The 22,396-nt window shown below is 57.8% G+C and carries 23 protein-coding genes and 1 pseudogene; 9 read left to right on the forward strand and 15 right to left on the reverse strand.

Features of this window, described 5'->3' with window-relative positions; genetic code table 11:
• Nucleotides 1-106: 106 nt before the first annotated feature.
• A complete protein-coding gene (locus tag PUZ33_RS07150; protein WP_013094819.1) occupies nucleotides 107-1,486 on the forward strand; it encodes a carbohydrate porin in 1,380 nt (459 codons plus the stop codon).
• A gap of 134 nt (nucleotides 1,487-1,620) precedes the next feature.
• Entirely contained in the window at nucleotides 1,621-2,526 is a 906-nt protein-coding gene (locus PUZ33_RS07155; RefSeq protein ID WP_058681646.1) for an EamA family transporter, read from the forward strand.
• A gap of 48 nt (nucleotides 2,527-2,574) precedes the next feature.
• On the opposite strand, the gene nepI is transcribed toward PUZ33_RS07155, so the two are convergent.
• The 3 genes from nepI to PUZ33_RS07170 form a co-directional block, all read right to left on the reverse strand.
• Entirely contained in the window at nucleotides 2,575-3,765 is a 1,191-nt protein-coding gene (gene nepI, locus PUZ33_RS07160) for a purine ribonucleoside efflux pump NepI (RefSeq protein ID WP_013094817.1), read from the reverse strand.
• 64 nt (nucleotides 3,766-3,829) lie between these two features.
• Complete coding sequence (locus PUZ33_RS07165; RefSeq protein ID WP_058681575.1) at nucleotides 3,830-4,357, reverse strand: SRPBCC domain-containing protein; 528 nt, start codon at nucleotides 4,355-4,357, stop codon at nucleotides 3,830-3,832.
• Between the two features lie 96 nt (nucleotides 4,358-4,453).
• Nucleotides 4,454-4,906 (reverse strand): DUF1198 domain-containing protein, encoded by a 453-nt coding sequence (locus PUZ33_RS07170; RefSeq protein ID WP_014830062.1) that lies wholly within the window; start codon nucleotides 4,904-4,906, stop codon nucleotides 4,454-4,456.
• 99 nt (nucleotides 4,907-5,005) lie between these two features.
• On the opposite strand from PUZ33_RS07170, the gene PUZ33_RS07175 reads away from it, so the two are divergent.
• Complete coding sequence (locus PUZ33_RS07175; protein WP_058681573.1) at nucleotides 5,006-5,908, forward strand: LysR family transcriptional regulator; 903 nt, start codon at nucleotides 5,006-5,008, stop codon at nucleotides 5,906-5,908.
• On the opposite strand, the gene PUZ33_RS07180 is transcribed toward PUZ33_RS07175, so the two are convergent.
• From PUZ33_RS07180 to PUZ33_RS07225, 10 genes are all read right to left on the reverse strand, one after another.
• Nucleotides 5,896-6,900 (reverse strand): alpha/beta fold hydrolase, encoded by a 1,005-nt coding sequence (locus PUZ33_RS07180; RefSeq protein ID WP_038418263.1) that lies wholly within the window; start codon nucleotides 6,898-6,900, stop codon nucleotides 5,896-5,898. The two genes, PUZ33_RS07175 and PUZ33_RS07180, sit on opposite strands and share 13 nt — an antisense overlap.
• A 161-nt stretch (nucleotides 6,901-7,061) precedes the next feature.
• The gene (uhpT, locus tag PUZ33_RS07185) at nucleotides 7,062-8,453 is read right to left on the reverse strand and encodes a hexose-6-phosphate:phosphate antiporter (protein ID WP_013094812.1); all 1,392 of its coding nucleotides are present in this window, start codon (nucleotides 8,451-8,453) and stop codon (nucleotides 7,062-7,064) included.
• Between the two features lie 140 nt (nucleotides 8,454-8,593).
• Complete coding sequence (locus PUZ33_RS07190) at nucleotides 8,594-9,913, reverse strand: MFS transporter (protein ID WP_013094811.1); 1,320 nt, start codon at nucleotides 9,911-9,913, stop codon at nucleotides 8,594-8,596.
• Complete coding sequence (gene uhpB / locus PUZ33_RS07195; RefSeq protein ID WP_058681572.1) at nucleotides 9,906-11,411, reverse strand: signal transduction histidine-protein kinase/phosphatase UhpB; 1,506 nt, start codon at nucleotides 11,409-11,411, stop codon at nucleotides 9,906-9,908. The genes PUZ33_RS07190 and uhpB overlap by 8 nt, the downstream gene beginning before the upstream one ends.
• Nucleotides 11,408-12,001: a transcriptional regulator UhpA gene (uhpA, locus tag PUZ33_RS07200; protein ID WP_014830056.1), complete on the reverse strand. Its 594-nt coding sequence runs from the start codon at nucleotides 11,999-12,001 to the stop codon at nucleotides 11,408-11,410. The genes uhpB and uhpA overlap by 4 nt, the downstream gene beginning before the upstream one ends.
• An 82-nt stretch (nucleotides 12,002-12,083) precedes the next feature.
• A complete protein-coding gene (ilvN, locus tag PUZ33_RS07205) occupies nucleotides 12,084-12,371 on the reverse strand; it encodes an acetolactate synthase small subunit (RefSeq protein WP_001171659.1) in 288 nt (95 codons plus the stop codon).
• A gap of 3 nt (nucleotides 12,372-12,374) precedes the next feature.
• Entirely contained in the window at nucleotides 12,375-14,063 is a 1,689-nt protein-coding gene (gene ilvB / locus PUZ33_RS07210; RefSeq protein ID WP_058681571.1) for an acetolactate synthase large subunit, read from the reverse strand.
• Nucleotides 14,064-14,226: 163 nt separating this feature from the next.
• The gene (gene ivbL / locus PUZ33_RS07215) at nucleotides 14,227-14,325 is read right to left on the reverse strand and encodes an ilvB operon leader peptide IvbL (protein ID WP_071830013.1); all 99 of its coding nucleotides are present in this window, start codon (nucleotides 14,323-14,325) and stop codon (nucleotides 14,227-14,229) included.
• Between the two features lie 146 nt (nucleotides 14,326-14,471).
• Nucleotides 14,472-14,888, reverse strand: a complete 417-nt coding sequence (locus tag PUZ33_RS07220; protein ID WP_058681645.1) for a helix-turn-helix domain-containing protein — start codon at nucleotides 14,886-14,888, stop codon at nucleotides 14,472-14,474.
• The gene (locus PUZ33_RS07225; RefSeq protein ID WP_058681570.1) at nucleotides 14,888-15,202 is read right to left on the reverse strand and encodes a type II toxin-antitoxin system HigB family toxin; all 315 of its coding nucleotides are present in this window, start codon (nucleotides 15,200-15,202) and stop codon (nucleotides 14,888-14,890) included. The genes PUZ33_RS07220 and PUZ33_RS07225 overlap by 1 nt, the downstream gene beginning before the upstream one ends.
• A gap of 488 nt (nucleotides 15,203-15,690) precedes the next feature.
• Here PUZ33_RS07225 and tisB point away from each other — a divergent pair, with 488 nt between their 5' ends.
• The 4 genes from tisB to emrD all read left to right on the forward strand — a co-directional run bounded on the left by tisB (nucleotide 15,691) and on the right by emrD (nucleotide 18,547).
• Nucleotides 15,691-15,780: a type I toxin-antitoxin system toxin TisB gene (gene tisB, locus PUZ33_RS07230; protein WP_020684667.1), complete on the forward strand. Its 90-nt coding sequence runs from the start codon at nucleotides 15,691-15,693 to the stop codon at nucleotides 15,778-15,780.
• A gap of 64 nt (nucleotides 15,781-15,844) precedes the next feature.
• A complete protein-coding gene (locus PUZ33_RS07235; protein ID WP_013094803.1) occupies nucleotides 15,845-16,291 on the forward strand; it encodes a GNAT family N-acetyltransferase in 447 nt (148 codons plus the stop codon).
• Nucleotides 16,292-16,353: 62 nt separating this feature from the next.
• Nucleotides 16,354-17,187, forward strand: a complete 834-nt coding sequence (locus PUZ33_RS07240; protein ID WP_058681569.1) for an EamA family transporter — start codon at nucleotides 16,354-16,356, stop codon at nucleotides 17,185-17,187.
• Nucleotides 17,188-17,362: 175 nt separating this feature from the next.
• Nucleotides 17,363-18,547: a multidrug efflux MFS transporter EmrD gene (emrD, locus tag PUZ33_RS07245; protein WP_023620624.1), complete on the forward strand. Its 1,185-nt coding sequence runs from the start codon at nucleotides 17,363-17,365 to the stop codon at nucleotides 18,545-18,547.
• Here the strand turns inward: emrD and PUZ33_RS07250 are convergent.
• Nucleotides 18,450-19,538 carry a cellulase family glycosylhydrolase gene (locus tag PUZ33_RS07250; protein WP_058681568.1) on the reverse strand — a complete coding sequence of 363 codons (1,089 nt, stop codon included), beginning with the start codon at nucleotides 19,536-19,538 and terminating at the stop codon, nucleotides 18,450-18,452. The genes emrD and PUZ33_RS07250 overlap by 98 nt on opposite strands.
• An 84-nt stretch (nucleotides 19,539-19,622) precedes the next feature.
• Entirely contained in the window at nucleotides 19,623-20,549 is a 927-nt protein-coding gene (dsdC, locus tag PUZ33_RS07255) for a DNA-binding transcriptional regulator DsdC (protein ID WP_058681567.1), read from the reverse strand.
• A 294-nt stretch (nucleotides 20,550-20,843) separates the two neighbouring features.
• Between dsdC and PUZ33_RS07260 the strand changes: the two are divergent.
• Together PUZ33_RS07260 and dsdA are read left to right on the forward strand one after the other, a co-directional pair.
• Nucleotides 20,844-21,071: pseudogene (locus PUZ33_RS07260) on the forward strand (GntT/GntP/DsdX family permease); the annotation flags it as partial.
• 17 nt (nucleotides 21,072-21,088) lie between these two features.
• The gene (dsdA, locus tag PUZ33_RS07265) at nucleotides 21,089-22,375 is read left to right on the forward strand and encodes a D-serine ammonia-lyase (protein ID WP_058681566.1); all 1,287 of its coding nucleotides are present in this window, start codon (nucleotides 21,089-21,091) and stop codon (nucleotides 22,373-22,375) included.
• The last annotated feature ends 21 nt before the right edge of the window (nucleotides 22,376-22,396 follow it).

Genomic DNA, 22,396 nt, shown 5'->3' on the forward strand with positions numbered 1-22,396 from the left:
TGTACCTTAAATAGAAATCCACTTGTTCTGATGATAGCGACATACTCTGTCAGATCGGAGCGGGATGGTTATTGTCTGAATAAAATTAAACTATATTGAGATAACCATGACTACCCTAAAAAAACTTCCATTAACCATGGCGGTTATCGCCGCGCTTTGCCCAATTTCTGTACTCGCACAGGAATTTACCCAGGAACAAATCGACGCCATTGTGGCAAAAGCGGTGGATAAAGCCCTCGCGGAGCGTCAGGCCAAAATGGATGCCGCGGTCGCGAAAAAAGCCGACGTGGTGACGGAGCCGCAAAGCGCGGCGCAATCCCCGGATATGGCTATTCCGTTCGGCATTAAATTTACCGGTTATGCCCGTTACGGCGCGCACTTCCAGGCCGCTGACCAGAAATACGTGGCGGTGGACGGTTCCTATAACGGGGCATCTGCCATCGGTCGTCTGGGTAACGAAGGCAACGGCGGTGAATTCCAGCTCTCCAAGGCCTTCAAGGGTGACAACGGCGCCATCTGGGACATCAACGTGATGATCGACCACTGGGGCGATGAAGTTAACCTGAAAAAAGCCTACGCGGGGGTGACCAACATTATGGCCTCCAACCCGAACGCCTACTTCTGGGCCGGTCGTGACTTCCACCAGCGTCCGCAGCAGGGCATCAACGATTACTTCTGGATGAACCACGACGGCCAGGGCGCCGGGGTGAAGAACTTCGACATCGGCGGCGTGCAGTTTGACGTGGCCGCGGTGGCGGCGGTGGAATCCTGTAGCCCGGAAGTCATGGAAGATGAAGCCAACCCGTCACGCATCACCTGTACCGGCGGGTCCGGCACGGGCGACAAAGGTAACTATGCGGCCACCTCTAAAATCCACGGCATGAAGGTCGGTCCGCTGGATCTGGAGCTTTACGCCAACTACGGCTTTGATTCAAAAGCGGTGGAGAGCGATGAGCGTCTGAATGCCTGGCAGGGTGGCGTGGTGCTGAGCCACACCAACGACAGCGGCGTGAACAAGGTGATTGCCCGTTACTCTGATAACGCGGACAACAGCGTGTTCAATAAAACCGAGGATCTGACCACGGTCTATGCCAGCTTCGAAGGGCTGTACAAATTCACCCAGGCCACGCAGGTGGAGTACATCCTCGCCTTCCACGACTACGACAACAGCCGTGATAAGACCGACAACCGTAAGAACTACAACGCCATTGTACGTCCGATGCACTGGTGGAACGACGTTCACTCCACCTGGCTGGAAGCGGGCTGGCAGCATGTGGACTACGACAACGGCGGCGACAACAAGGGCTGGAAGCTGACCCTGTCGCAGAACATGTCTATCGCCATGGGGCCGGAGTTCCGTCCGATGCTGCGCTTCTACGTCACCGGCGGCAAAGTGGATAACGAACGTACCGCCCGCGTGAACAATACCAAAGACGAAACGCTGGACGACTTCAACGTCGGCGCGATGTGGGAGGCGTGGTTCTAGTAGAGCGTCGTTTGTTTCGCCCGGCGGCGCTGCGCTTGCACGGGCCTACAAGGTTTTGTAGGCCGGGTAAGCGTAGCGCCACCCGGCAAGATCCCATGTTATGCTACAAAAAAACCAACATCGCAGAGGAGAACATGGGTTCCACACGTAAAGGGATGCTGAACGTCCTGATTGCCGCCGTTTTATGGGGCAGCTCAGGGGTTTGCGCGCAGTACATCATGGAGAAAAGCCAGATCTCGTCACCGTATCTGACCATGGTTCGCCTGCTGTTTACCGGCCTGATCCTGCTGACGCTTTCCTTCGTTCACGGCGACAAAATTTTCTCGGTCATCAAACATCGCAAAGACGCCCTCAGCCTGCTGTTTTTCTCCCTGGCTGGCGCGCTCACGGTGCAGCTCACCTTCCTGGTGACAATCGAGAAATCCAACGCAGCTACGGCCACCGTGCTGCAGTTTCTGTCACCGACGATTATCGTGGCGTGGTTTGCGCTGGCGCGGAAAAAGCGGCCGGGTCTGTTTGTGCTTTCCGCGATCCTGACCTCACTGGTGGGGACATTTTTGCTGGTCACCCACGGCGACCCCACTTCACTCTCCATCTCGCCTGCGGCTTTGTTCTTTGGCATTGCCTCGGCCTTTGCCGCGGCGTTTTACACGACCTATCCGTCAACCCTGATCGCCCGTTACGGCACCTTGCCGATTGTCGGCTGGAGTATGTTGATCGCCGGCTTAACGCTGACGCCGTTCTACGCTCGGCGCGGCACCGCGTTTGTCATTGACGGCAGCCTGCTGCTGGCGTTTTTCTACCTGGTGGTGATCGGCACGGCGCTGACGTTCAGCCTGTACCTGAAAGGCGCGCAGATGATCGGCGGGCCGAAGGCGAGCATTCTGAGCTGCGCCGAGCCGCTGAGCAGCGCGTTACTGTCGGTGATTTTACTTGGCGTGGCGTTTACCCTGCCGGACTGGCTGGGCACGCTGCTGATCGTGTCGTCGGTGGTGTTGATTTCGATGGATTCGAGAAAACGGGTGAAAGCCCCGGTGTAGCCTGTTGCCCTCACCTCAGCCCTCTCCCACGGGAGAGGGATAAAAGCATTACTTCGCCTTCACTTTCCCTGCCACCAGCAGCGCGGTCAGCAACATCAGCGTGCCGGAGATGACCAGCGGCGACGTCAGCCCCAGGTGGTCGAGCGCCACGCCGCCCACCGCCGCGCCGCAGGTGTTCGCCAGCTGGATCACCGCCACCTGAATCGACCCGGCTTTTTCAGCCTGATCGGCAAGCGAGCGGGTGATCCACGTCGACCAGCCCACCGGCACCAGCGCAAAGGCAAAGCCCCAGATAATCGCAATCGCCGAGGCAACCCATTTGTCGCTGCCCCACAGGATCAGCACGACGGCACTGACAGCCAGTACCAGCGGGGCACCAGCAAGCGCCACTTTCAGGGAACGCTTCAGGAACTGAGACGACAGCGAGGTGCCGACAAAGCTGGCGATACCGAAGCTGAGCAGCACCAGCGTCAGGCCATCCACGTCAAAGCCCGCCATGGTCATAAAGACCGGGCGGATATAGGTAAAGAAGGCAAACTGCCCGGCAAAGGCCATGAAGATGGCGGTCATCCCCGCCAGCACGCCGGGGCGCTTAAGCAGACTGAACATGTTCTGTTTGTGGTGCGCCGCTTCTCCCGGCAGGGACGGCAGCGCTTTCCACACCCACAGAATGCAGAGAAAACCCATCACCGCTGCGGCGTTAAAGACGTTACGCCAGCCGATGATTCCGCCAAGGAAACTTCCCAGCGGCGCGGCAATCACCAGCGCGATGGAGACCGCGCCAAAGATAACGGAGAGGGCTTTCGGCACGGTGCGTGCCGGCACCAGACGCATGGTGAGCGAGGCGGACATTGCCCAGAAACCGCCCAACCCCAGACCCAGACAGGCACGGCCGAGCAGCAGCAGAGTGAAGCTCTCCGCGAAAGAGACCAGCAGACAGGAGAGCGTCAGGAGCACGCTGAAGAGAATGACCACTTTGCGGCGATCAATCGCGCCAATAACCTGCGTGATAAACAGGCTGGCAAACATCGCCACAAACGCGGTCACGGTAACGGACTGCCCTGCTACGCCCTCGGAAATGCCCAGATCCTGCGCCATCGGCGTCAGCAGGCTGACCGGTAAAAACTCCACGGTAATCAGACAGGCGACGCAGAACGCCACGGAAAAAACCGCCGACCAGTTGGGGCGAGAAACCTCTTTGGTCTGCGGTCTGGTCGTGGGCTGGATATGTTCTGTCATGGTGTCACCTGAGATAAAAACGTGCGGGAAAGTCGCGCAGTTTATCATCAAAAGTGTGACGGATTTAACGTTTCGACAACTTTTCTTGCATCGCCGCCTTCGCCAGCCCGACGATCCACTCCTGGTGCGCGTTGATCATCGGGTTCGGTAGGGTACGTGCTAATTCCTGTGCCGGAACGCCTTTCTGCGACTCCTGAGTCAAAATACGGACGCGGTTACCCGGTAAGTCTTCAAACAGCCAGGCGTGGTAGGCATCCAGACGCGCGCTCTCCTCCCCTTCCACCCAGCCGTGCCAGGCGATACGCGCCGCCTCGCCATCGACCGGCGGAACATACTCCGTCACCTGCGCCTCAACCGGAAAGCCAAAGGTCGTGAAGCGGAAGCGGGCGTTGGCGCTCAGTTCCGGACCGCTGCCGTCGTGAAAACGAATATCTTCGGCGTTGCTGTAGTAGTTCGGCCACAGGGTAGTGTCGTTGAGCTGCGCCCAGATCGCTTTCGCGCTCAATCCGGCGACAATGATTTCGTTGGATGCAAAGTTATCGGTAGTGCCTGGCAGGTAATCGTCTGGCCAGATAATGGCGGATTGTTTCATGGTTCACCTCATCGTGAGTGGATGAGGTGATGGTGCGCCCGTGAGTGGTATAAATCTAATGATGATGCCTTATACTCATCATCACGGTTCGTGATATCAGTGCAGGTAAAACACTCCCTCTTCCGGCAGAAAAAGCTGGTTGTAACGCAGCTGGAAAGCGTTCAGCTCCTGCGGATCCGGCTCCATCTCGCGCATAAAGCCGAGGGCGAGGCGGATTTGCGCATCGGTGATCGGCGCGGCCAGACGGGCTTTACGCAGCATGCGGTGCCAGGTGTGGAGATTCTCTTCGCTACCGTCGACGATACAGACCTGCCAGATGAGCAGCACCTGGGCAGCGTTTTGCAGATGCGCCTCGTCCGGGCGTTCAAGATAGCGGATAAACTCATTGCCGGGCGTTTTACCGAACTGGTCGATCATCGACTCGACCGGCATCGGGGTGATACCCAGACGTTCGCTCAAGCGTTTGATGGCGCGGCGGGAATCCGAGGTCAGTACACGAAACCCAACCACAAACACCACGGCAAGCGTTGCCAGCATTATCCAGACCATGCGTTCTCCTTTGAATAGCCGCTCATCATAGCGGGAAACGCAGGGTATCGACAGCGGGCACGGCCATAATAGTGAACTGAAAAAAGGTAGAATGTCGTCATGAAAACGGATCTGCGCACGCTGGATCTTAACCTGCTGAAAACGCTCGACGCCCTGCTGGATGAACGCAGCGTCACCCGCGCGGCGGCGCGTCTGGCCCTGACCCAGCCGGCGGTCAGCGGCATGTTGAACCGCCTGCGGGATTACTTCGACGACCCGCTGTTTATCCGAGCGCCCCACGGCATCGTACCCACGACGCGTGCGGAAGAGCTGGCCGCGCCGGTGAAGCGCATCCTGGCAGATATCGACCTCCTGCTGCAGCCGGTGGCGTTTGACCCACGACAGGCCACCCTCACCTTCACGCTTGCTGCCACCGATTACGCGCTCCGCGCGATCGCGGTGCCGTTTATCGCGGCACTGAAGGTGCGGGCACCGGCAATACGCGTGCGGGTTATACCTGTCGATTCCGAGCGCATGATGAACCAGCTTGAACGCGGGAACGTTGACGTGGCGCTGATCACGCCCCATACCACGCCAGACGGCCTGCACAGCCGGGCGCTTTATGATGAACGGTACGTTTGCATGATGCGTGCCGACCACCCTGACGCGGGCAAACCGCTCTCTCTGGCGCGCTTTTGCGCCCTTGAACACGTGCTGGTCTCTTATGAAGGTGATAGTTTTCGCGGCGTGACGGATGGCGCGCTGGAAAAAATGGGCCGGACGCGGCACGTGGGGTTATCGGTGAGCAACTTCCTGGTACTGCCGGATGTACTGGCGATAAGCGATATGATCGCCGTGGTACCGTCACGGATAGCGGAAAACCAGACGGGAATGTTTGTCTGCGACACACCGGTTCCGGTGCCGGGTTTCACCAAGTGCATGGCCTGGCACGCAAGAACACACCGTAATCCCGCGCAGATGTGGCTGCGCGGGTTGTTGCTGGAAACCTGTCAGCGCGCCTGAAGCCCTTTCAGCAGTGCCTCGTGGAAGCGTGCAGGATCCTGCATCTGCGGCGCGTGCCCCATGTCGTTGAACTCGACCAGCGTCGCGTGCGGGATGCGTTTCGCCGTCTCCTTCCCCAGCACCGCATAGTTGCCGAGCGTTTTGCGGATCTCAGGCGGGGCGAGATCTTTCCCGATGGCGGTGTTGTCCTTCGTGCCGATCATCAATAATACCGGCATCTTCAGTTCACTAAATTCGTAGATCACCGGCTGGGTGTAAATCATGTCGTAGAGCAGCGCCGAGTTCCAGGCCACACGTTCTTTTCCCGGCCCGTTGTTAAGCCCGGCAAGCATGGTGACCCAACGCTCGTACTCCGGCTTCCACTCTCCGGCGTAGTAAGTATTTTTCTCGTACTGACGAATGCCGTCGGCGCTGACCTTCAGCTCGCGCTGGTACCACTGATCGACCGTAATATGCGGCACACCGCGCGCTTTCCAGTCTTCCAGACCAATTGGGTTGACCATCACCAGCTGCTCCACCTGCTGCGGCCACATCAGCGCGTAGCGGGTCGCCAGCATGCCGCCGGTCGAGTGGCCGATAACCGTCACGCGATCGACGCCGAGCGTTTTCAGCAAGGCGTGGGTGTTATCCGCCAGCTGCTGAAAGGTGTACTGATAGTGCTCCGGTTTGGTGGATTTACAAAAGCCAATCTGGTCGGGAGCGATCACCCGATAACCGCTGGCTGAGAGCGCACGGATAGTGCCGTCCCAGGTACCGGCGCAGAAGTTTTTGCCGTGCATCAGCACCACGGTGCGGCCGTTGGGTTTTTCCGGCTTCACGTCCAGATAAGCCATATCCAGAGACTGTTCCTGGGAGGTAAACGTAAAGTGTTTTACCGGCCAGCCGTAGTCGAAACCTTCCAGCTTCTCACCGTAGGTGGGCGCATCCGTAGCCATTGCGGGGGTTGCCAGCGCCATCAACAGCGCCAGGCAGGATAATCGTCGGGTCAACATGCAAGCTCTCCCATAGCAAAAGGAATAAGGCTGCGCGAAAGGCGGCAGCAAAAAAAACTGTAGAGCAAGGAGAGGGGCGAGTGTGTAAAGCGGGGTAAAAACTGGAATTTAAAACAAAAAAGCCCGGCATCACACACCGGGCAAAGAAGTCACCTGCACACTCAGGCTGCTTTTAATTTCTGCACACGATTTTCACGGCGAATTTTACGTTCTTCGAGCACAGCAACCATTGCCATCAGGACGATACAGCCGATGGCGGCAGCATCCAGCGCCGCAAAGGTGCCTGCCCAGCCGGTGAGGCCGAAAATCGGCGTGCCGTCGGCAATCATCCCCAGACCCAGCTTGGCGAAGCTGTCGCCGATCAGGTAGGCGAAGGTGCCTTTAATCCCATCGGCGGCGCCGATCGCTTTTTTCGGTACAAAACCTACCGCCGCTACGCCGATCAACAGCTGCGGACCAAACACCAGAAAGCCGAGCGCAAACAGAGACGCCAGGTAAACGTACTGGTTGCTGGCGTGCTGGTAGACGCCCAGGGTAGCGATAATCAGCGCCAGCGCGACGCAGGCCACCAGCGCACGACGACCGTTGGCGAGGTCAGAGAGCCAGCCCCACAGCAGCGTACCGACCAGCGCACCCACTTCAAACAGGGTGAAGCCCTGAATCGCGACTTCTTTTGAGAGCTTCAGCTCCTGGAAGGCATACACGGTCGACCACTGGTCAATACCGATGCGCACCACGTACAGGAAAATGTTGGAGAAGCAGAGCAGCCAGATCACTTTGTTTTTCAGCACGTACTCAACAAAGATCTGCCATTTTGTCATCTCGTTCTCTTCGGTCTCTTTGTCCTCTTCGCTGATCGCCTCGCCGAACAACTCTTCGGCTTTACCGAGGCCGTAAGATTCCGGAGAGTCACTGCCGAAACGCAGACCGATAAAGCCGACAATCAGGGCGATAATCGACGGAAAGATAAACATGCCGATGACGTGACCGTCAAACAGGTAGTTAGCACCGAACAGCGCCACCCCTGCCGCACCCGCCCCGCCGAGGTTGTGGGAGATGTTCCACATGCCAAGGTATGAACCACGCTTACGGCGCGGGGTCCATTTGGTGATGGTGGAGTAGCTGCACGACCCACCGGTACTCTGGAAGAAACCGCTCAGGGCGTAGAAAGCGATCATCAGGAACAGGCTGACGGAGCCCGCGCCCATGCTGGCGCTGAAGCCGAGCATACAGATGGCGGAGAGGATCAGCATAAACGGCAGGAATTGCTTGGTGTTTTTGCCGTCTGCATAGTACGAGACAACGGTTTTGCCCACGCCGTAGGTGATGGAGAAGCCCAGGCCAATCATCCCCAGCTGCGTCATGCTCAGCCCGTAGGTGGAGATCATGTCGTTCTGCGCGATGTTAAAGTTTTTGCGGATCAGGTACATGGTCAGATAGCCGATAAAGACCACCAGATAGGACTGCATGAACGGTTTGAACCACATTTTGCGCCGCACGTCGAGCGGCAGATCCAGGGTCGGCTTGCGCACCTGATTAAGGAAGGCCAGCATGGTTTGCTCCTGAGCTGATTTTTACCTGCGAATGGCAGGCATTGTAAAAATCAGCCAGGAGAGATGCCTGAGACAGCGTCCAGGTAAAACCGGGAAAATTTCTTAGTTTTGCGCCACTCGGAGTGAAAAGGTGAGGCGCATCACATCACACTGGCTTCACGCGGCGCCTGCGCATGCAAAAACGGCAGCAGCAGCAGGGCCGATATCCCCGCCGCGATGGCGATCACGGCAAAGAAACCGCTCCAGTGCCAGATGTCGATCACCCGCGCCAGCGGCCAGCCGGAGAGGGACGCGCCCAGGTAGGCGAACAACCCGACGAAGCCCGTCGCCGCACCGGCCGCCTCTTTATGCGAGCATTCTGCCGCCGCCATGCCGATCAGCATCTGCGGGCCAAACACGAAGAAGCCGATGGTAAAGAAGCACGCCGCCTGCATCACGTAGCTGGCGAACGGCATCAGCCATAGCGAACCGACGGAGAGCAAAATCCCGGCGGCGAAAATCAGGTTCATTGGGCCACGGTTACCGTTGAAGAGCTTATCCGAGCCCCAGCCCGCCACAAGCGCGCCGATAAACCCGCCCAGCTCGAACATCGTCACCGCCGAGTTGGCGGTCACCAAATCCACCCCCAGCGTCTCGGACATGTACAGGTTACCCCAGTCGTTGATGGCCGCACGCACCACGTAGACCAGCACGTAGCAAAGCGACAGCAGCCAGATATACGGGTTTAACAGCACGTATTTGGTGAGGATCTCTTTGCGCGTCAGCCCCGCCCCCTCAAGCTGTTGCGCCACTTCCATTTCATCGTGCCGCCAGTCGCCCACCGCGGGCAGCCCCACGGTTTGTGGCCTGTCGCGCAGCCGCCAGCAGAGGAACAACCCGGCCAGGATCGCCAGGCCACCGGCAATCATCATCCCCGCGCGCCAGCCGTAGTGCAGCGCCGCGGCACCGACCACCATCGGGATCAGCGCGCCACCGACGTTATGCGCGGTGTTCCAGATAGCCCACCAGCCGCCGCGCTCGTTGCGCGAATACCACGCCGTGAGCAGGCGGGCGCAGACCGGCGCGCCCCAGCCCTGGAAAAAGGCGTTCAGCGCCCACAGCAGGGCAAAGGCCCAGAGCGAGGTGGAAAAGCCAAACAGAATGTTCACCACGCCGGTGGCGATTAGTCCAAAACCCATAAAGTAGCGGGCGTTGGAGCGGTCGCTGACGATGCCGGAAAAGAACTTCGACAGGCCGTAGGTGATGTAGAACAGCGTCGCCAGCAGGCCGATATCGGTGCGCGTCATCACGCCGCTGGCAAGGATTTCCGGCGCGGCGGCGTTGAAACTTTTGCGGGTAAAGTAGAACAACGCGTAGCCGAGCCAGATAGTGATCAGGATATGACGACGCCAGTAGCGGTAGCGGGCGTCGATCTCCGCTTTGTTGCCTATCGGCGCGGCGTTTGCGGGGGTTTTAAACATGATGGCTCCTTAGCGGCAGGCTGACGCTGACGCGCGTCCCGTGGGTGCAGGAGATATTCAGCGTGCCGCCCAGCGCCTTCACGCGCTCGCGCATGCCCGCCAGGCCAAAGCCCTGCTGCCCCGAGCCCGGCGGCAGGCCGCAGCCGTCGTCCTCAATCACCAGCCTGAGGCTTTCATCCTGCTGCCAGCCCTGCAGCGTCACCGCGCTGGCGTTGGCGTGTTTGACGATATTGTTCAGCCCTTCCTGACAGACGCGGAACAGCGTGACGCGCTGGCCTTCACTCAGCAATGATTCATCAATGCGCCAGTCGAGATGGCTGACAATTCCGCGGCTTTCCAGCTCCATCTCGCGCATCAGGGAGCGCACCGCCTGTTCCAGAGAGAGATCGTCCAGCTGGCGCGGACGGAGCCTGCCCAGCAGGCGACGCACCGAATCGTACACGCCAAGAGAGAGCTGTTCGATATGCGCCCCGCCCTGCTTCACTCCGGCGTTATCCGCCGCCATGCGCTGAACAATGCCCGCCTGGGTGCGAATGGCGGTAATGGTCTGGCCGATGTCGTCGTGCAGTTCGCGCGCCACCTCCTGGCGCACGCTCTCTTCGGTCTCCAGCAGGCGTTCTGCCAGGCGGCGATTGCGCGACAGTTCGGTTTGCAGGGACTGGTTCAGCTCACGCAGGCGCTGAATACCTGCCCCGAGCAGCAGCCCGGTCAGGCTCTGCGCCAGCAGAGAGAGCAGTAAATCGACCGGGTGATCGTGCCAGGTCTGGCTGGCAATCAGCGCGATGGCGTTCATCAGTGTGGCGATCAGCGCCCCCTGCCAGCCGTAATGCCAGGCGAGAGCAATGATCGGCAGCGCCAGACAAAACGGGGTAAAACGGGAAAGCTCAGCAGGCAGGCCAAGCTGCAGCCACAGGCTCACCACAAACAGCAGCAGATACCAGATGAGATGTCGGGCGCGCCAGTTAACCGGCTGGGAGACCAGCGATGGTCCGAGCGGCTGCCAGACAGTGCTGGTGAGATAGTGCCAGAAAACCAGACAGGTGGGTGCCAGCGTCAGGCCGCCGGTCAGGGTCAGCAGCAGGGCGTTAAGCATCTCCTTTTCGCCTACCCACGGCAGGGATTGCAGCAGCGCGGCAGCAATCAGCGCCGCCCCCTGGCGCAGCAGCGTGCGCCAGTCGCGCTGGTGACGATAGCGGGAAATCAACGCAACCGGGAGGAGCGTGAGCAGGCTTCCGGTCATCAATAAGGGCAGATGCGCGAGGGCGACCTCCTGCGACAACCAGATCAGCATCAGCCACTCTGCGCCCAACAAAACCGGCCAGTAGCCGCGCGGGCATTGCAACATCAGCCCCAGACGCAGGCCAAAGGGAAACAGCAGCACCGCCAGCGCCGGGCGCTCCACCAGGTGCAGGCTGATGCTCCACAGACAGAACCAGGCGGCAGAGAAGATAAAAAAGCTGGCAACAACGGCGATCAGCCGCGAAAAGACGGGGCTCATTGCCAGCTATCGAACATGCGGCGCGCCAGCTCGACGTCATTACTGACGTTGAGTTTTTCCATCAGGTTGGCGCGGTGAACGTGCACGGTTTTGGGCGACAAACCCAGTTCGGCGGCAATCTCTTTCACCGCCATCCCCTGAGCGAGTTTTTCTGCCACCTGACGCTCACGCCGGGTAAGCGGATCCTGACGTCCGGCTGCCAGCTTGAGGGCGATGTCCGGCGTCAGGTAGCAGCCGCCCGTCGCGACGGTGCGCACCGCGGCTATAAGCTCATCCGGGCTGCAGCGTTTTGACAGGAACCCACGCGCGCCGGCGTTGAGCGCCTGCTCCACCAGCGCCGGGCTGTCGTGAACCGAGAGCATGATAATCGCCATCCCTTTCGGTAACTGGCTCAGCAACTCCAGTCCGGAGAGATCCGGCATGGAGATATCGCAGATACAGACCTGTACCCCACGCCCCGGCAGGCCCGCCAGCGCCTCGCGCCCGGAACCGAACTCGGCCACCACCTGAAAATCCGGTTCGAGGTTGAGAAGCTGGGCAAAGCCGGAGCGAACGATAAGATGGTCGTCGATGAGAGCGATGGTGGTCATGTCTGTTCCTGCGGTCTGAAAACGCCGGATGGCGCTGCGCTTATCCGGCCTACAAGAGCGAAAGACGCTTACCTTAAGCGATCTATTCGAAGAACACCGCAATTTTGTTAAACATGGTGGGGTCGGACTGGTTGCGCGCCACTCTGGTGACGTCTTCCAGCTTGTCGATCTGGGCCATCATCTGCTCCAGACGCTGGTCATCGTTGACCAGTAGCCAGATGCGGCTGTGCTCGCTGCCCTGAATCGGCAGACAAAGAATGCCTTCCACGTTAAACGCCCGGCGGGCAAACAGCCCGCAGACGTGGGTCATGACGCCAGGGTGGTTGCGGACGGTGAGTTCCAGAATGACGTTTTCATGTTGTTTCTGCATGGCTTATTCCCCCACCATCTCAGTATTTGCCGCACCCGGCGGCACCATCGGATACACTTTTTGTTCAGGGTCGATACGGACGTGGATCAGCGCCGGGCCCGGATGAGAGATCGCCGCCTGCAGCGCCGCGTGGGCGTCCTCTTCTGCGTTCAGATCGCAGGTATACAGGCCAAAACCGGCGGCAATTTGCATGAAGTTAATCATCCCCGGATAGGTCGCCGCAAACACCCCCTGCTTGTAGAACAGGCTCTGCTGCTGGTGTACCAGCCCCAGCGCCTCGTTGTTCATCAGGATGATTTTCACGTCTAACTGATTTTCAGCCGCGGTGGCCATCTCCTGAATGTTCATCATCAGGCTGCCGTCACCGGAGAAGCAGATCACCTTGCGGTCCGGGTTCGCCAGCGCCGCACCAACTGCCGCAGGCAGACCAAAGCCCATGGTTCCCAGGCCACCGGAGGTCAGCCACTGACGCGGACGGTTCAGCGGATAGGCCTGGGCGGTCCACATCTGGTGCTGCCCAACGTCGGTGGTAATAATCGCGCTGTCGTCCACGCAGGCGGCCACGGCGTTAATCAGCCCGTAGTGGCTCAGCGGGTCGCCTTCGGTTGGGATCGCGCCCGGGAACTCGCGTTGCAGATCCGCCACCATCTGACGCCAGTCGGCGCGGTCAGTTGCGTCCGTTTGCGGGATCAGCTGTGCCAGCACGTCGGCCACGTCTCCCTGAATCGCCACGTGCGGTTGTTTGATTTTACCCAGCTCAGCGCGGTCGATATCCACGTGAATGATTTTTGCGTTCGGGCAGAACTGCTCGGTTTTACCAATCGCCCGGTCATCAAAACGCGCGCCCATCACAATCAGCAAATCCGCCTCTTGCAGGATGTAGTTGGTGCTGCGTGCGCCGTGCATGCCCAGCATTCCTAATGACAGCGGGTGTGCTTTGGGCAGCATGCCGAGCGCCATCAGGGTCATGGTGGTAGGCAGGTTGGCTTTTTCAGCGAACTGACGGATTTCATCTGCGGCATTGATTGCCCCGCCGCCCAGATAGAGCACCGGACGTTTAGCGGCGTTGATCATGGCCGCGGCATCGCGCACGCTCTCAGCGCTGAATTCTGGCGCGGGTGCCCGCTCGCCTGGCTCCGGCAGGACGTCGATCTCAATTTCTGCGGTCTGGACATCCTTAGGAATGTCTATCCACACCGGGCCTGGACGACCGGACTGTGCAATGCGGAACGCATCGCTGATAACCTGAGGAAGCTCGGCAATATCGCGAACTAAATAGTTATGTTTGGTGATGGGGATAGAGATGCCGTAGGTATCCACTTCCTGGAACGCATCGGTACCGATCATTGAGGACGGCACCTGGCCGGTGATGCAAATCAGCGGAATGGAGTCGAGACGCGCGTCGGCGATGGCGGTCACCAGGTTGGTCGCCCCCGGACCGCTACAGGCCATACAGACTGCCGGTTTACCCTGCGTACGTGCCATGCCCTGAGCGATAAAACCCGCTCCCTGCTCGTGACGCGCCAGCACGTGGCGGATCTGCGTGCTTTGGCTTAACGCGTCATACAGCGGCAGCACCGTACCGCCCGGAATACCCGCAACCGTGGTAATGCCCTGTCGTTCCAGTAAATGAACAATCAGCTGCGCGCCCGTAAAACGCGTCTTGGTGGATGTTGTGCCCGAACTTGCCATGCTCCAGTCCTTTTCTTCTGAGCCAGCTTTACGCGTCGTATTTCAGGTTGCAGATGCGTTGGCTGCAACCCGAACTACTTAGCGTATCCGGGAGGGGTCCTAAACGAAAAACCCCGCCCGGTTTGCGCCGGCGGGGTTTTGGATTCGTGTGTTGATCCAGTCCCTACGGCGCATTGCCGACGACCACCACCACACGCACGACGACCACTGCGGCTGGTTGCGCAGTTTTTAGTAGGGTCGCGGTGTTCATGGATGCAGTCATGGGGGACCTGTGTTTGGAATCATTGATTGAATTTATACAAACACAGGTTTTCGGGCGTGACAATGGAAATATTTTCATCTGCGCAAAAATGCGTCAGGGATCACATTTCGTTTGTTGGGTGATGAAAGCAAAAAAGCCGTTTTGCCTTATTCAATAAATAGTGCTGGTGAAACACCAAATCTGGACGCCAGCTTTTTAATATGGTTCAGAGTAAGCTGTCGCTGACCATTCAGAACCCTTGAAACCATTGATTTACTACCAATTTCATCCTGAAAATCAGATATTGTCAGTTTATACTGATCCATCAAGGTTCTTAAAACCGCGATACCGACAGGCACGAGTTCCATCTCCTTGCGTAACGCGACGATCTCTGGCCGATTGGCTTCGTAACGGCTGATTCTGGCGCACACGATATCCAGCAATGGGCTATTAGGTTCGTTAATAAGCAGATACTCAACCAACTCCAGTGCATCGTTATAATCTTTCTCGCTCGGCTGCTCTCCCAATAGAGGAACGGCCTCAACAAGGGCATGCGTAGCTTTCATTGCATCAGCGACGATCATCATTTCTTCCCCTTAGTGAGATGTTTTTCCGTAAAACGGTCATATTCCTTATGAGTAAAAACATGGCGCACATAAAACTTTTGGCTTTCAAAGAATATGAGAGCCACTACCCTAAGATTTTTGTTCGCAATATCAATAACATAATGCTTATCCAGATACTTGAAGTTATCCAGCGTCGGAAATAGTTTTTTCAACGCAGCAGGTGTTGGGCAATGACTCTTTTCAAGAGTGCGTCCCAAAACGAGGAGTTCTTCCCTGTGCTGCGGAAACTGGATAACCGCATCCAAAATTGCCTTCATCGAGATTAAATGCATACTGCATGCCTGCCGCGTCCGTTGCCATTATGGCAACAATAGCAGTCGTTGCCAATAAGTCAACAAGCATCCCGTTCGGTACAGAAAGCAGAAAACAAAAAACCCCGCCGGAGCGAGGTTTTTTCAGGGTTTTGCGGTTGGTTGCCGCAGAACACACTGTGTTACGTCAACGCACGAAGTATATGCGATCGAAGACGAACGCGCAATTCCGGCACGGATTTTGACGTTTTTGAGTATGGAATGGGTTTCGAATTTTGTCCACAAAATACTGTTCATGCATACAGTATTTATCTATACTGAGGATGTTCGCAGTGAGCGAGGGGGCCGCAGTTCTACCGGCGCAACGAAGTCCTGGCTGAAACGGGTGGTGCCGTCAGTGCCTTAACCCTCTGAAGTGAGCACACTGTGTTACGTCAATCGAGGTGCTGGCAACAGGCGGCGGAAAGGTACGCCAGCATCGTGCTCCTTTTTACCAAAAGGAGACGCGTATGAGCGTAGTGGATATGGTGATACTTATCCTCAAACTCATTGTTGCTGTTCTGCAACTGCTTGATGCTGTCCTGAAATACCTTCGGTGATTCAGGTTCAAGTCGCACCTGAGAGGGGCGGGCAACCGCCCCTCTTTAATAACGAGGGAATGCTATGTCGCGTCTGTTAATTGAACCCATCACGCCGGAAGAGCCCGGGTATATCGCGCTGAAAGCCGAAAGCATCGCGGCGAATTTCAATATGCTGCGCAGGCTGGAAGAGAACTGGCAGCGTGGTGAAAACCGCTTTAACGCGCCGGGTGAAAAGCTGCTGGGTGCCTTTTTAAACGGCAAGCTGGTGGGCGTCTGCGGCCTTAACCGCGATCCGTTCAGCCAGCAGCCGCGTGCAGGACGTATTCGCCATCTTTATGTCAGCGAGAAGTGCCGCGGTCTGGGCATTGGTAAACAGCTGTTAACGGTGGTGATGGCCGATGCCAGCATCTGGTTTGATTTCCTCAATACCCATGCCCCCGATACGGCCTGCGGCTTCTACCGTCGGGCAGGCTTCAGGCTGGTGTCAGACGAGCCACGGGTTACCCATCGTCTCTTTTGCGCGGTGTAGCTGGCTGGCGACATCAGGTGGTGAATGTTACAGTTGAGTGACAATTCACCGCCAAAGACGCCATGACCCTCTCCGTTTTCTGTATTTTGCTGTTCGCCGCACTGCTGCATGCCAGCTGGAACGCCATCGTCAAAGCCGGAACGGATAAGCTTTACTCGGCGATCAGCGTTAGCGGCTCCGCCACGCTCATTGCACTGGTTTTATTGCCATTTTCTCCTCAACCCTCCGTAGCCTGCTGGCCATTTTTAGTGGTCTCCTGCGCGCTGCAGGTGGTGTACACGGTACTGGTGGCGAAGACGTATCAGGTCTCAGACATGAGCCAGACCTATCCGCTGATGCGCGGAACAGCCCCACTGCTGGTGGCGCTGATCAGCGTGCTGGTGCTCGGGGATAGCCTCGCCTGGCTCGCCTGGGCGGGCATCGGGGTGATCTGCCTGTCGATCCTCGCGATGGCGATAAATGGCCGATTGCAGTCCCGCAAAGGGATCTGGCTGGCACTGCTGAACGCCTGCTTTATCGCCGGCTATACGCTGGTGGACGGAACGGGCGTACGTTTATCGGATACCGCGCTGGGCTATACGCTGTGGACCTTCTTTATGAACGGCTTCTGCCTGCTGTGCTGGGCAGTGGTGGCGCGACGCCGCGAAGCTTCCAGCTACCTGCGTTTGCACTGGAAAAAGGGGTTGCTCGGCGGGGTTGGAACCATGGGCTCGTATGGCCTGGCCTTATGGGCGATGACGCAGGCTCCGCTGGCGGTTGTCGCTGCGCTGCGTGAAACCTCCATACTCTTCGGTGCGCTGATCGCATTTGTGCTTTTAAAAGAAAAGGTTGCCGGTCTGCGCATCGCTGCCGCGTTGGGTATTGCAGCCGGTGCGATCCTGCTGCGTCTGGCGTAATTCACTGGCAACATTAGTTGCCGTTCTTGTTTACAAAACCTGCCTTAATCCTTTTTTTCATTCATCATGACAATGCTTAATTTGTCATCTCATTGTGGTAGATTCCTCGCGCATTTATGGGAATGCGTAGTCACTTATTCTTCATTTTTCTCTTTTGGCAAAAGTATTCAGCGACATGAAAAAACAAAGGAACGTTAACTTATTGTTGATGCTGGTGTTACTGGTGGCCGTCGGTCAGATGGCGCAAACCATCTACATTCCGGCGATTGCCGACATGGCAAAGGAACTCAACGTCCGCGAGGGCGCGGTACAAAGCGTGATGGCCGCCTACCTGCTGACCTATGGCGTTTCGCAGCTGTTCTACGGACCATTGTCCGACCGCATTGGCCGCCGTCCGGTCATTCTTACCGGCATGTGCATTTTCATGGTCGCGACGGTTATTGCTATTACCACCCATAGCCTGACCGTACTGATTGCCGCCAGCGCGCTGCAGGGTGTAGGCACGGGCGTCGGTGGGGTGATGGCGCGTACCTTACCGCGCGATATGTATCAGGGCACGCAACTCCGCCATGCCAACAGCCTGTTGAATATGGGTATTCTGGTCAGCCCGCTGCTGGCACCACTGATTGGCGGCCTGCTGGACACAATGTGGTCATGGCGCGCCTGCTATGCCTTCCTGCTGGTGCTGTGCGTGATTGTCACCTTCAGTATGGCGCGCTGGATGCCGGAAACCCGTCCCCAGGACGCACCGCGCACGAAGCTTCTCGCCAGTTACAAAACGCTGTTCGGCAACGGGGCTTTTACTTGTTACCTGCTGATGCTGATCGGCGGTCTGGCGGGCATTGCGGTGTTCGAAGCCTGCTCCGGCGTACTGCTGGGAGCGGGGCTTGGCCTGAGCAGCATGGTGGTGAGTATTCTGTTTATCCTGCCGATCCCGGCGGCGTTCTTTGGAGCCTGGTTCGCCGGACGTCAGAACAAACGCTTCTCAACGCTGATGTGGCAGTCTGTTATCAGCTGCCTGCTGGCTGGCCTGATGATGTGGATCCCGGGTCTGTTTGGCGTAATGACCGTCTGGACGCTGCTGATCCCGGCGGCGCTGTTCTTCTTCGGCGCGGGGATGCTGTTCCCGCTTGCCACCAGCGGCGCCATGGAGCCGTTCCCGTTCCTCGCAGGTACGGCGGGTGCACTGGTGGGCGGTTTGCAAAACATCGGTTCCGGCGCGCTGGCCTGGCTCTCCGCCATGATGCCGCAAACCGGGCAGGCTAGTTTGGGTTTACTGATGACGCTGATGGGGCTACTGATTTTGCTGTGCTGGCTGCCGCTGGCGTCGCGTGTTCCCCACCACGAGCAGCCTGTTTAACCGCATGATGGCCCGGCTTCTCGCCGGGCTTTTCACACGCCGGGGCAATCATCGCCTCCAGCAGCGGCTCTGGCGCTGGCCGCCAGGCCCCCTCCTCTCCGTCATAAAACTGGAAATCGGCGTTAATCGCGTAGGGTATTTTCGCCTTTTGCAGCTCGCAGGCCATAAACATGGCAAAGGCCATTTGCGACGCGGTGGGTGTAAAGCGGTTTGACTCCCCCACGCCCCAGCCCCCGACCCAGCTGACGTGTCCGGTTTTTTGTTGCCAGCGCAGCGCCGTCGCGATGCGATTGTGAATCGCCGCTTTCTCCGCCGCCGTACCGGAGGTCCACGGGTATTTGCCGTTATTTTTCAGCGGCCCCCACGGAAAGATATGCCACTCCGCCAGCAGGAAGTTTTGGCTGTGCGCAGGCAGCTTGAGGCTGGGGAGATCTTCGGGGGCCGCACGCAGGCGGGGAGCGATGAAGATCATCCGATCCGCATCAATGCTGTGAATGACCTTGATGGTTTTCTCATACACCCGGTTGAGCGAGGCTGCGTTGTGGTTGAGCTTGTCCGCAGGCTCATAAATCAGGTCAAAGCCCAGCAGCGGCGAACGTTTGCCGAAATAGTGCGCCACGGCAATCCACCAGTCGGTAACCTCTTTTTCGTTATCGGCTTTCGGATCGTTTTTATAGCTGTCCGCCTGATACGCGATAATCGGGATCACGCCGTACTGCTCGCAGGCTTCCACCAGCTTACGCAGGTGGATCAGCCGTGCTTCGGTCGGCTCATCGGCCACGCGAATACGCACATGGCTGATGCCTTTCGCGCGAAAGTCGCGTACCACCAGCGGGTCGAATTCGCGTATGCCGCGCTCGGTGCGCGCCCAGTCCACGTCCATACCCACGCCCAGCTTTTGTGCATAAAGCGCAGCCGTCAGCGGCGGCTCGGCGGCTATCGCCCAGCCGGAAGAGAGAAGCAACGCGGTCGCAATAAGAGGCTTTAACACGTTTTACCCTGGATAAATCAAAAGGATTACCTGTATTTAGCACGCTTTCTCGCCTTTGGTGTAGCGTCAAAGCGTAATAATTCTTCAGCCTGCCAGTTCTCTTAGCCAGCCAATAAAGGCGTCAATTTTCGGCCACTGACGGCCGGGAAGCGTTGAGATGTAATAGTGCTGATGGCATTTGAGGGTCTTGTTGCCAAACGGGGCGATAAGCTCGCCCCGCTCAAGGTGCTTTTGCACCAACCGCTTTCTCCCCATCGCCACGCCCACATGATTCATGGCTGCAACTATCGCTAAATCGGAACGATCGAAGCCAATACCCGATGATGACGGCATATTCATCGCAAAATGCTGCGCCCAGCTGAGCCACTCATCCGTACCGGAATCATTGCTCCAGGCCTGACGGTCGTGCAGTAACGTGCAGTGGCTGAGGTTATCGGGGTTTTTCAACAGCGCATGCTCGCGGGCATACGCGGGCGAGCAGACGGGCAAAATCTCCTCGTCCATCAAGAAGTGATGAGAAAGGTGGTTTGGCGGCGTATCGTCGAAATAGATGGCCAGATCGATGCCGGTTCGCTGCATATTGACGTACTCATTGCCGGTGAGAATGGTGAGAGATATCGACGGATAACGGCGGGTAAAATCCCCCAGCATGGGGACAAGCCAGCACTGGGCGATTGACGGCCGGGAATACACCGTCAGCGTACCGGACAGCGCCTGGTTTTTAATATCCAGGATCTCCTGATTCAGGGTGTCGAGGGATGATTTTAGGGTCCAGTAAACGCGCTTTCCCTCCTGCGTCAGTTCAACTTTACGGTGCGAGCGGACAAACAGCTGAATGCCCAGCTCCTCTTCCAGCAGGTTGATGCGGTGGCTCACCGCGCTGGGGCTGAGCGACAGTTCCGCCGCCGCCAGCGCGAAGGATTCATGCCGGGCAGCCACTTCAAAAGTGTACATTTTTGACAGTTGCCAGCCATTTAGCAGCCGGTTTCTGACTTCATTCGCATCGGTCATCACAATTCTCACACGTTATTTCTGCGCCCAGCATACCGCCCAGGCATGAATTTATGTGAACCAACAGCGAAATAAGTGCGCTTTTTTGAGTTCAGTCACTCAGTTGATCCAATCTGGCTCACCTGAACGGCAATTTTTATCGTTTGTCAGCTCACGCCGTTTTTTCGTCCAATACCCACAGATGACATAAGGGTGAGGTGAGATATGGGATCGCCGGTCTGGGTTGTGGTAACGCTGCTTGTCAGCATTGTGTTGATTGTTTTAACCATCGTAAAACTGAAGTTTCACCCGTTCCTTGCGCCGATGCTGCCGCTATACCCGAATGTAAGCCCGGAGATCATCACCATTGCCATCGGTTCCGGCGCTATTGGCTGCACGATCGTGACCGATTCGCTCTTCTGGCTGGTCAAGCAATACTGCGGCGCGACCCTGAATGAGACCTTCAAATACTATACGACGGCGACGTTTATCGCCTCGGTGCTTGCACTTGGCGGCACATTCCTGCTTTCTTTCATTATCTGAGCGCGACGAGACGTATTATGGAAAACGCAACTATCACTGCTTTAACCGCACAGTTTCCTCTGGTTGAGGATCTGATGGCTCTGAAAGAGACCACGTGGCTTAACCCGCGAACCACTTCGCTTGCAGAAGGGTTGCCCTATGTCGGGCTGACCAAAGCCGACGTGGACGACGCGCATGCGCGCCTCAACCGCTTCGCGCCGTATCTGGCGAAAGCCTTCCCGGAAACCGCGGCAACGGGCGGGATTATCGAATCTGAGCTGGTTGCTATTCCGGCCATGAAAAAACGGCTGGAGAGAGAATCTGGCAAGGCTCTTCCCGGAACGCTGCTGCTGAAAAAAGACAGTCATCTGCCCATCTCCGGCTCGATTAAAGCGCGCGGCGGCATCTACGAGGTGCTGACCCACGCGGAAAAACTGGCGCTGGAAGCAGGACTGCTGAGCACCGAAGATGACTACAGCATCCTGCTGGAACCGCGCTTTAAAGACTTCTTTAGCCAGTACAGCATTGCGGTGGGTTCAACCGGCAACCTGGGAATGTCCATCGGCATCATGAGCGCACGCATCGGCTTTAAGGTGACGGTACATATGTCCGCCGACGCCCGCGAGTGGAAGAAAGCCAAACTGCGCAGCCATGGCGTTACCGTCGTGGAATATGAGCAGGATTATGGCGTGGCGGTGGAACAAGGGCGAAAAGCGGCGGAAAACGACCCGAACTGCTTCTTTATCGACGATGAAAACTCCCGCACCCTGTTCCTGGGCTATGCCGTTGCCGGCGAGCGCCTGAAGGCGCAGTTTGCCGAACAGGGCCGTGTGGTGGATGCAGAGCACCCGCTGTATGTCTATCTGCCGTGCGGCGTTGGCGGGGGGCCTGGCGGTGTGGCGTTTGGTCTGAAGCTGGCGTTTGGCGACAACGTTCACTGCTTCTTTGCCGAGCCCACGTACTCCCCGTGCATGCTGCTGGGGGTTTATACCGGCCTGCACGATGAGATTGCCGTGCAGGATCTGGGTATCGACAACGTGACGGCAGCGGACGGGCTGGCGGTCGGACGCGCGTCGGGCTTCGTCGGCCGCGCGATGGAACGTCTGCTCGACGGGTTCTATACCCTTTCCGATCAAAGCATGTACGACATGCTCGGCTGGCTGGCGCAGGATGAAGGGATTCGTCTGGAGCCATCGGCGCTGGCGGGCATGGCCGGGCCGCTGCGTGTTCAGGCTGATGCCAACGTCACCCATCTGGTGTGGGCGACCGGCGGCGGCATGGTGCCGGAAGACGAGATGGCGAAGTATCTGGCGAAAGGGAAGTAATTATGCCGGGTGGCGGCTGCG

This window comes from Enterobacter cloacae complex sp. 2022EL-00981 (assembly GCF_028737495.1).
Taxonomy (GTDB): Bacteria; Pseudomonadota; Gammaproteobacteria; order Enterobacterales; family Enterobacteriaceae; genus Enterobacter; species Enterobacter cloacae.

Bases quoted from the DNA above. Each gene is read 5' to 3' on its own strand.
- uhpB (WP_058681572.1), bottom strand. From the start codon at position 11,411: ATGAGCCCCGTCTTTTCGCGGCTGATCGCCGTTGTTGCCAGCTTTTTT.
- PUZ33_RS07150 (WP_013094819.1), top strand. From the start codon at position 107: ATGACTACCCTAAAAAAACTTCCATTAACCATGGCGGTTATCGCCGCG.
- PUZ33_RS07240 (WP_058681569.1), top strand. From the start codon at position 16,354: ATGACCCTCTCCGTTTTCTGTATTTTGCTGTTCGCCGCACTGCTGCAT.
- uhpA (WP_014830056.1), bottom strand. From the start codon at position 12,001: ATGACCACCATCGCTCTCATCGACGACCATCTTATCGTTCGCTCCGGC.
- tisB (WP_020684667.1), top strand. From the start codon at position 15,691: ATGAGCGTAGTGGATATGGTGATACTTATCCTCAAACTCATTGTTGCT.
- ivbL (WP_071830013.1), bottom strand. From the start codon at position 14,325: ATGACTGCATCCATGAACACCGCGACCCTACTAAAAACTGCGCAACCA.
- PUZ33_RS07155 (WP_058681646.1), top strand. From the start codon at position 1,621: ATGGGTTCCACACGTAAAGGGATGCTGAACGTCCTGATTGCCGCCGTT.
- nepI (WP_013094817.1), bottom strand. From the start codon at position 3,765: ATGACAGAACATATCCAGCCCACGACCAGACCGCAGACCAAAGAGGTT.
- PUZ33_RS07175 (WP_058681573.1), top strand. From the start codon at position 5,006: ATGAAAACGGATCTGCGCACGCTGGATCTTAACCTGCTGAAAACGCTC.
- PUZ33_RS07170 (WP_014830062.1), bottom strand. From the start codon at position 4,906: ATGGTCTGGATAATGCTGGCAACGCTTGCCGTGGTGTTTGTGGTTGGG.
- ilvN (WP_001171659.1), bottom strand. From the start codon at position 12,371: ATGCAGAAACAACATGAAAACGTCATTCTGGAACTCACCGTCCGCAAC.
- PUZ33_RS07225 (WP_058681570.1), bottom strand. From the start codon at position 15,202: ATGCATTTAATCTCGATGAAGGCAATTTTGGATGCGGTTATCCAGTTT.
- emrD (WP_023620624.1), top strand. From the start codon at position 17,363: ATGAAAAAACAAAGGAACGTTAACTTATTGTTGATGCTGGTGTTACTG.
- PUZ33_RS07190 (WP_013094811.1), bottom strand. From the start codon at position 9,913: ATGTTTAAAACCCCCGCAAACGCCGCGCCGATAGGCAACAAAGCGGAG.
- dsdC (WP_058681567.1), bottom strand. From the start codon at position 20,549: ATGACCGATGCGAATGAAGTCAGAAACCGGCTGCTAAATGGCTGGCAA.
- ilvB (WP_058681571.1), bottom strand. From the start codon at position 14,063: ATGGCAAGTTCGGGCACAACATCCACCAAGACGCGTTTTACGGGCGCG.
- PUZ33_RS07165 (WP_058681575.1), bottom strand. From the start codon at position 4,357: ATGAAACAATCCGCCATTATCTGGCCAGACGATTACCTGCCAGGCACT.
- PUZ33_RS07220 (WP_058681645.1), bottom strand. From the start codon at position 14,888: ATGATCGTCGCTGATGCAATGAAAGCTACGCATGCCCTTGTTGAGGCC.
- uhpT (WP_013094812.1), bottom strand. From the start codon at position 8,453: ATGCTGGCCTTCCTTAATCAGGTGCGCAAGCCGACCCTGGATCTGCCG.
- PUZ33_RS07180 (WP_038418263.1), bottom strand. From the start codon at position 6,900: ATGTTGACCCGACGATTATCCTGCCTGGCGCTGTTGATGGCGCTGGCA.
- dsdA (WP_058681566.1), top strand. From the start codon at position 21,089: ATGGAAAACGCAACTATCACTGCTTTAACCGCACAGTTTCCTCTGGTT.
- PUZ33_RS07235 (WP_013094803.1), top strand. From the start codon at position 15,845: ATGTCGCGTCTGTTAATTGAACCCATCACGCCGGAAGAGCCCGGGTAT.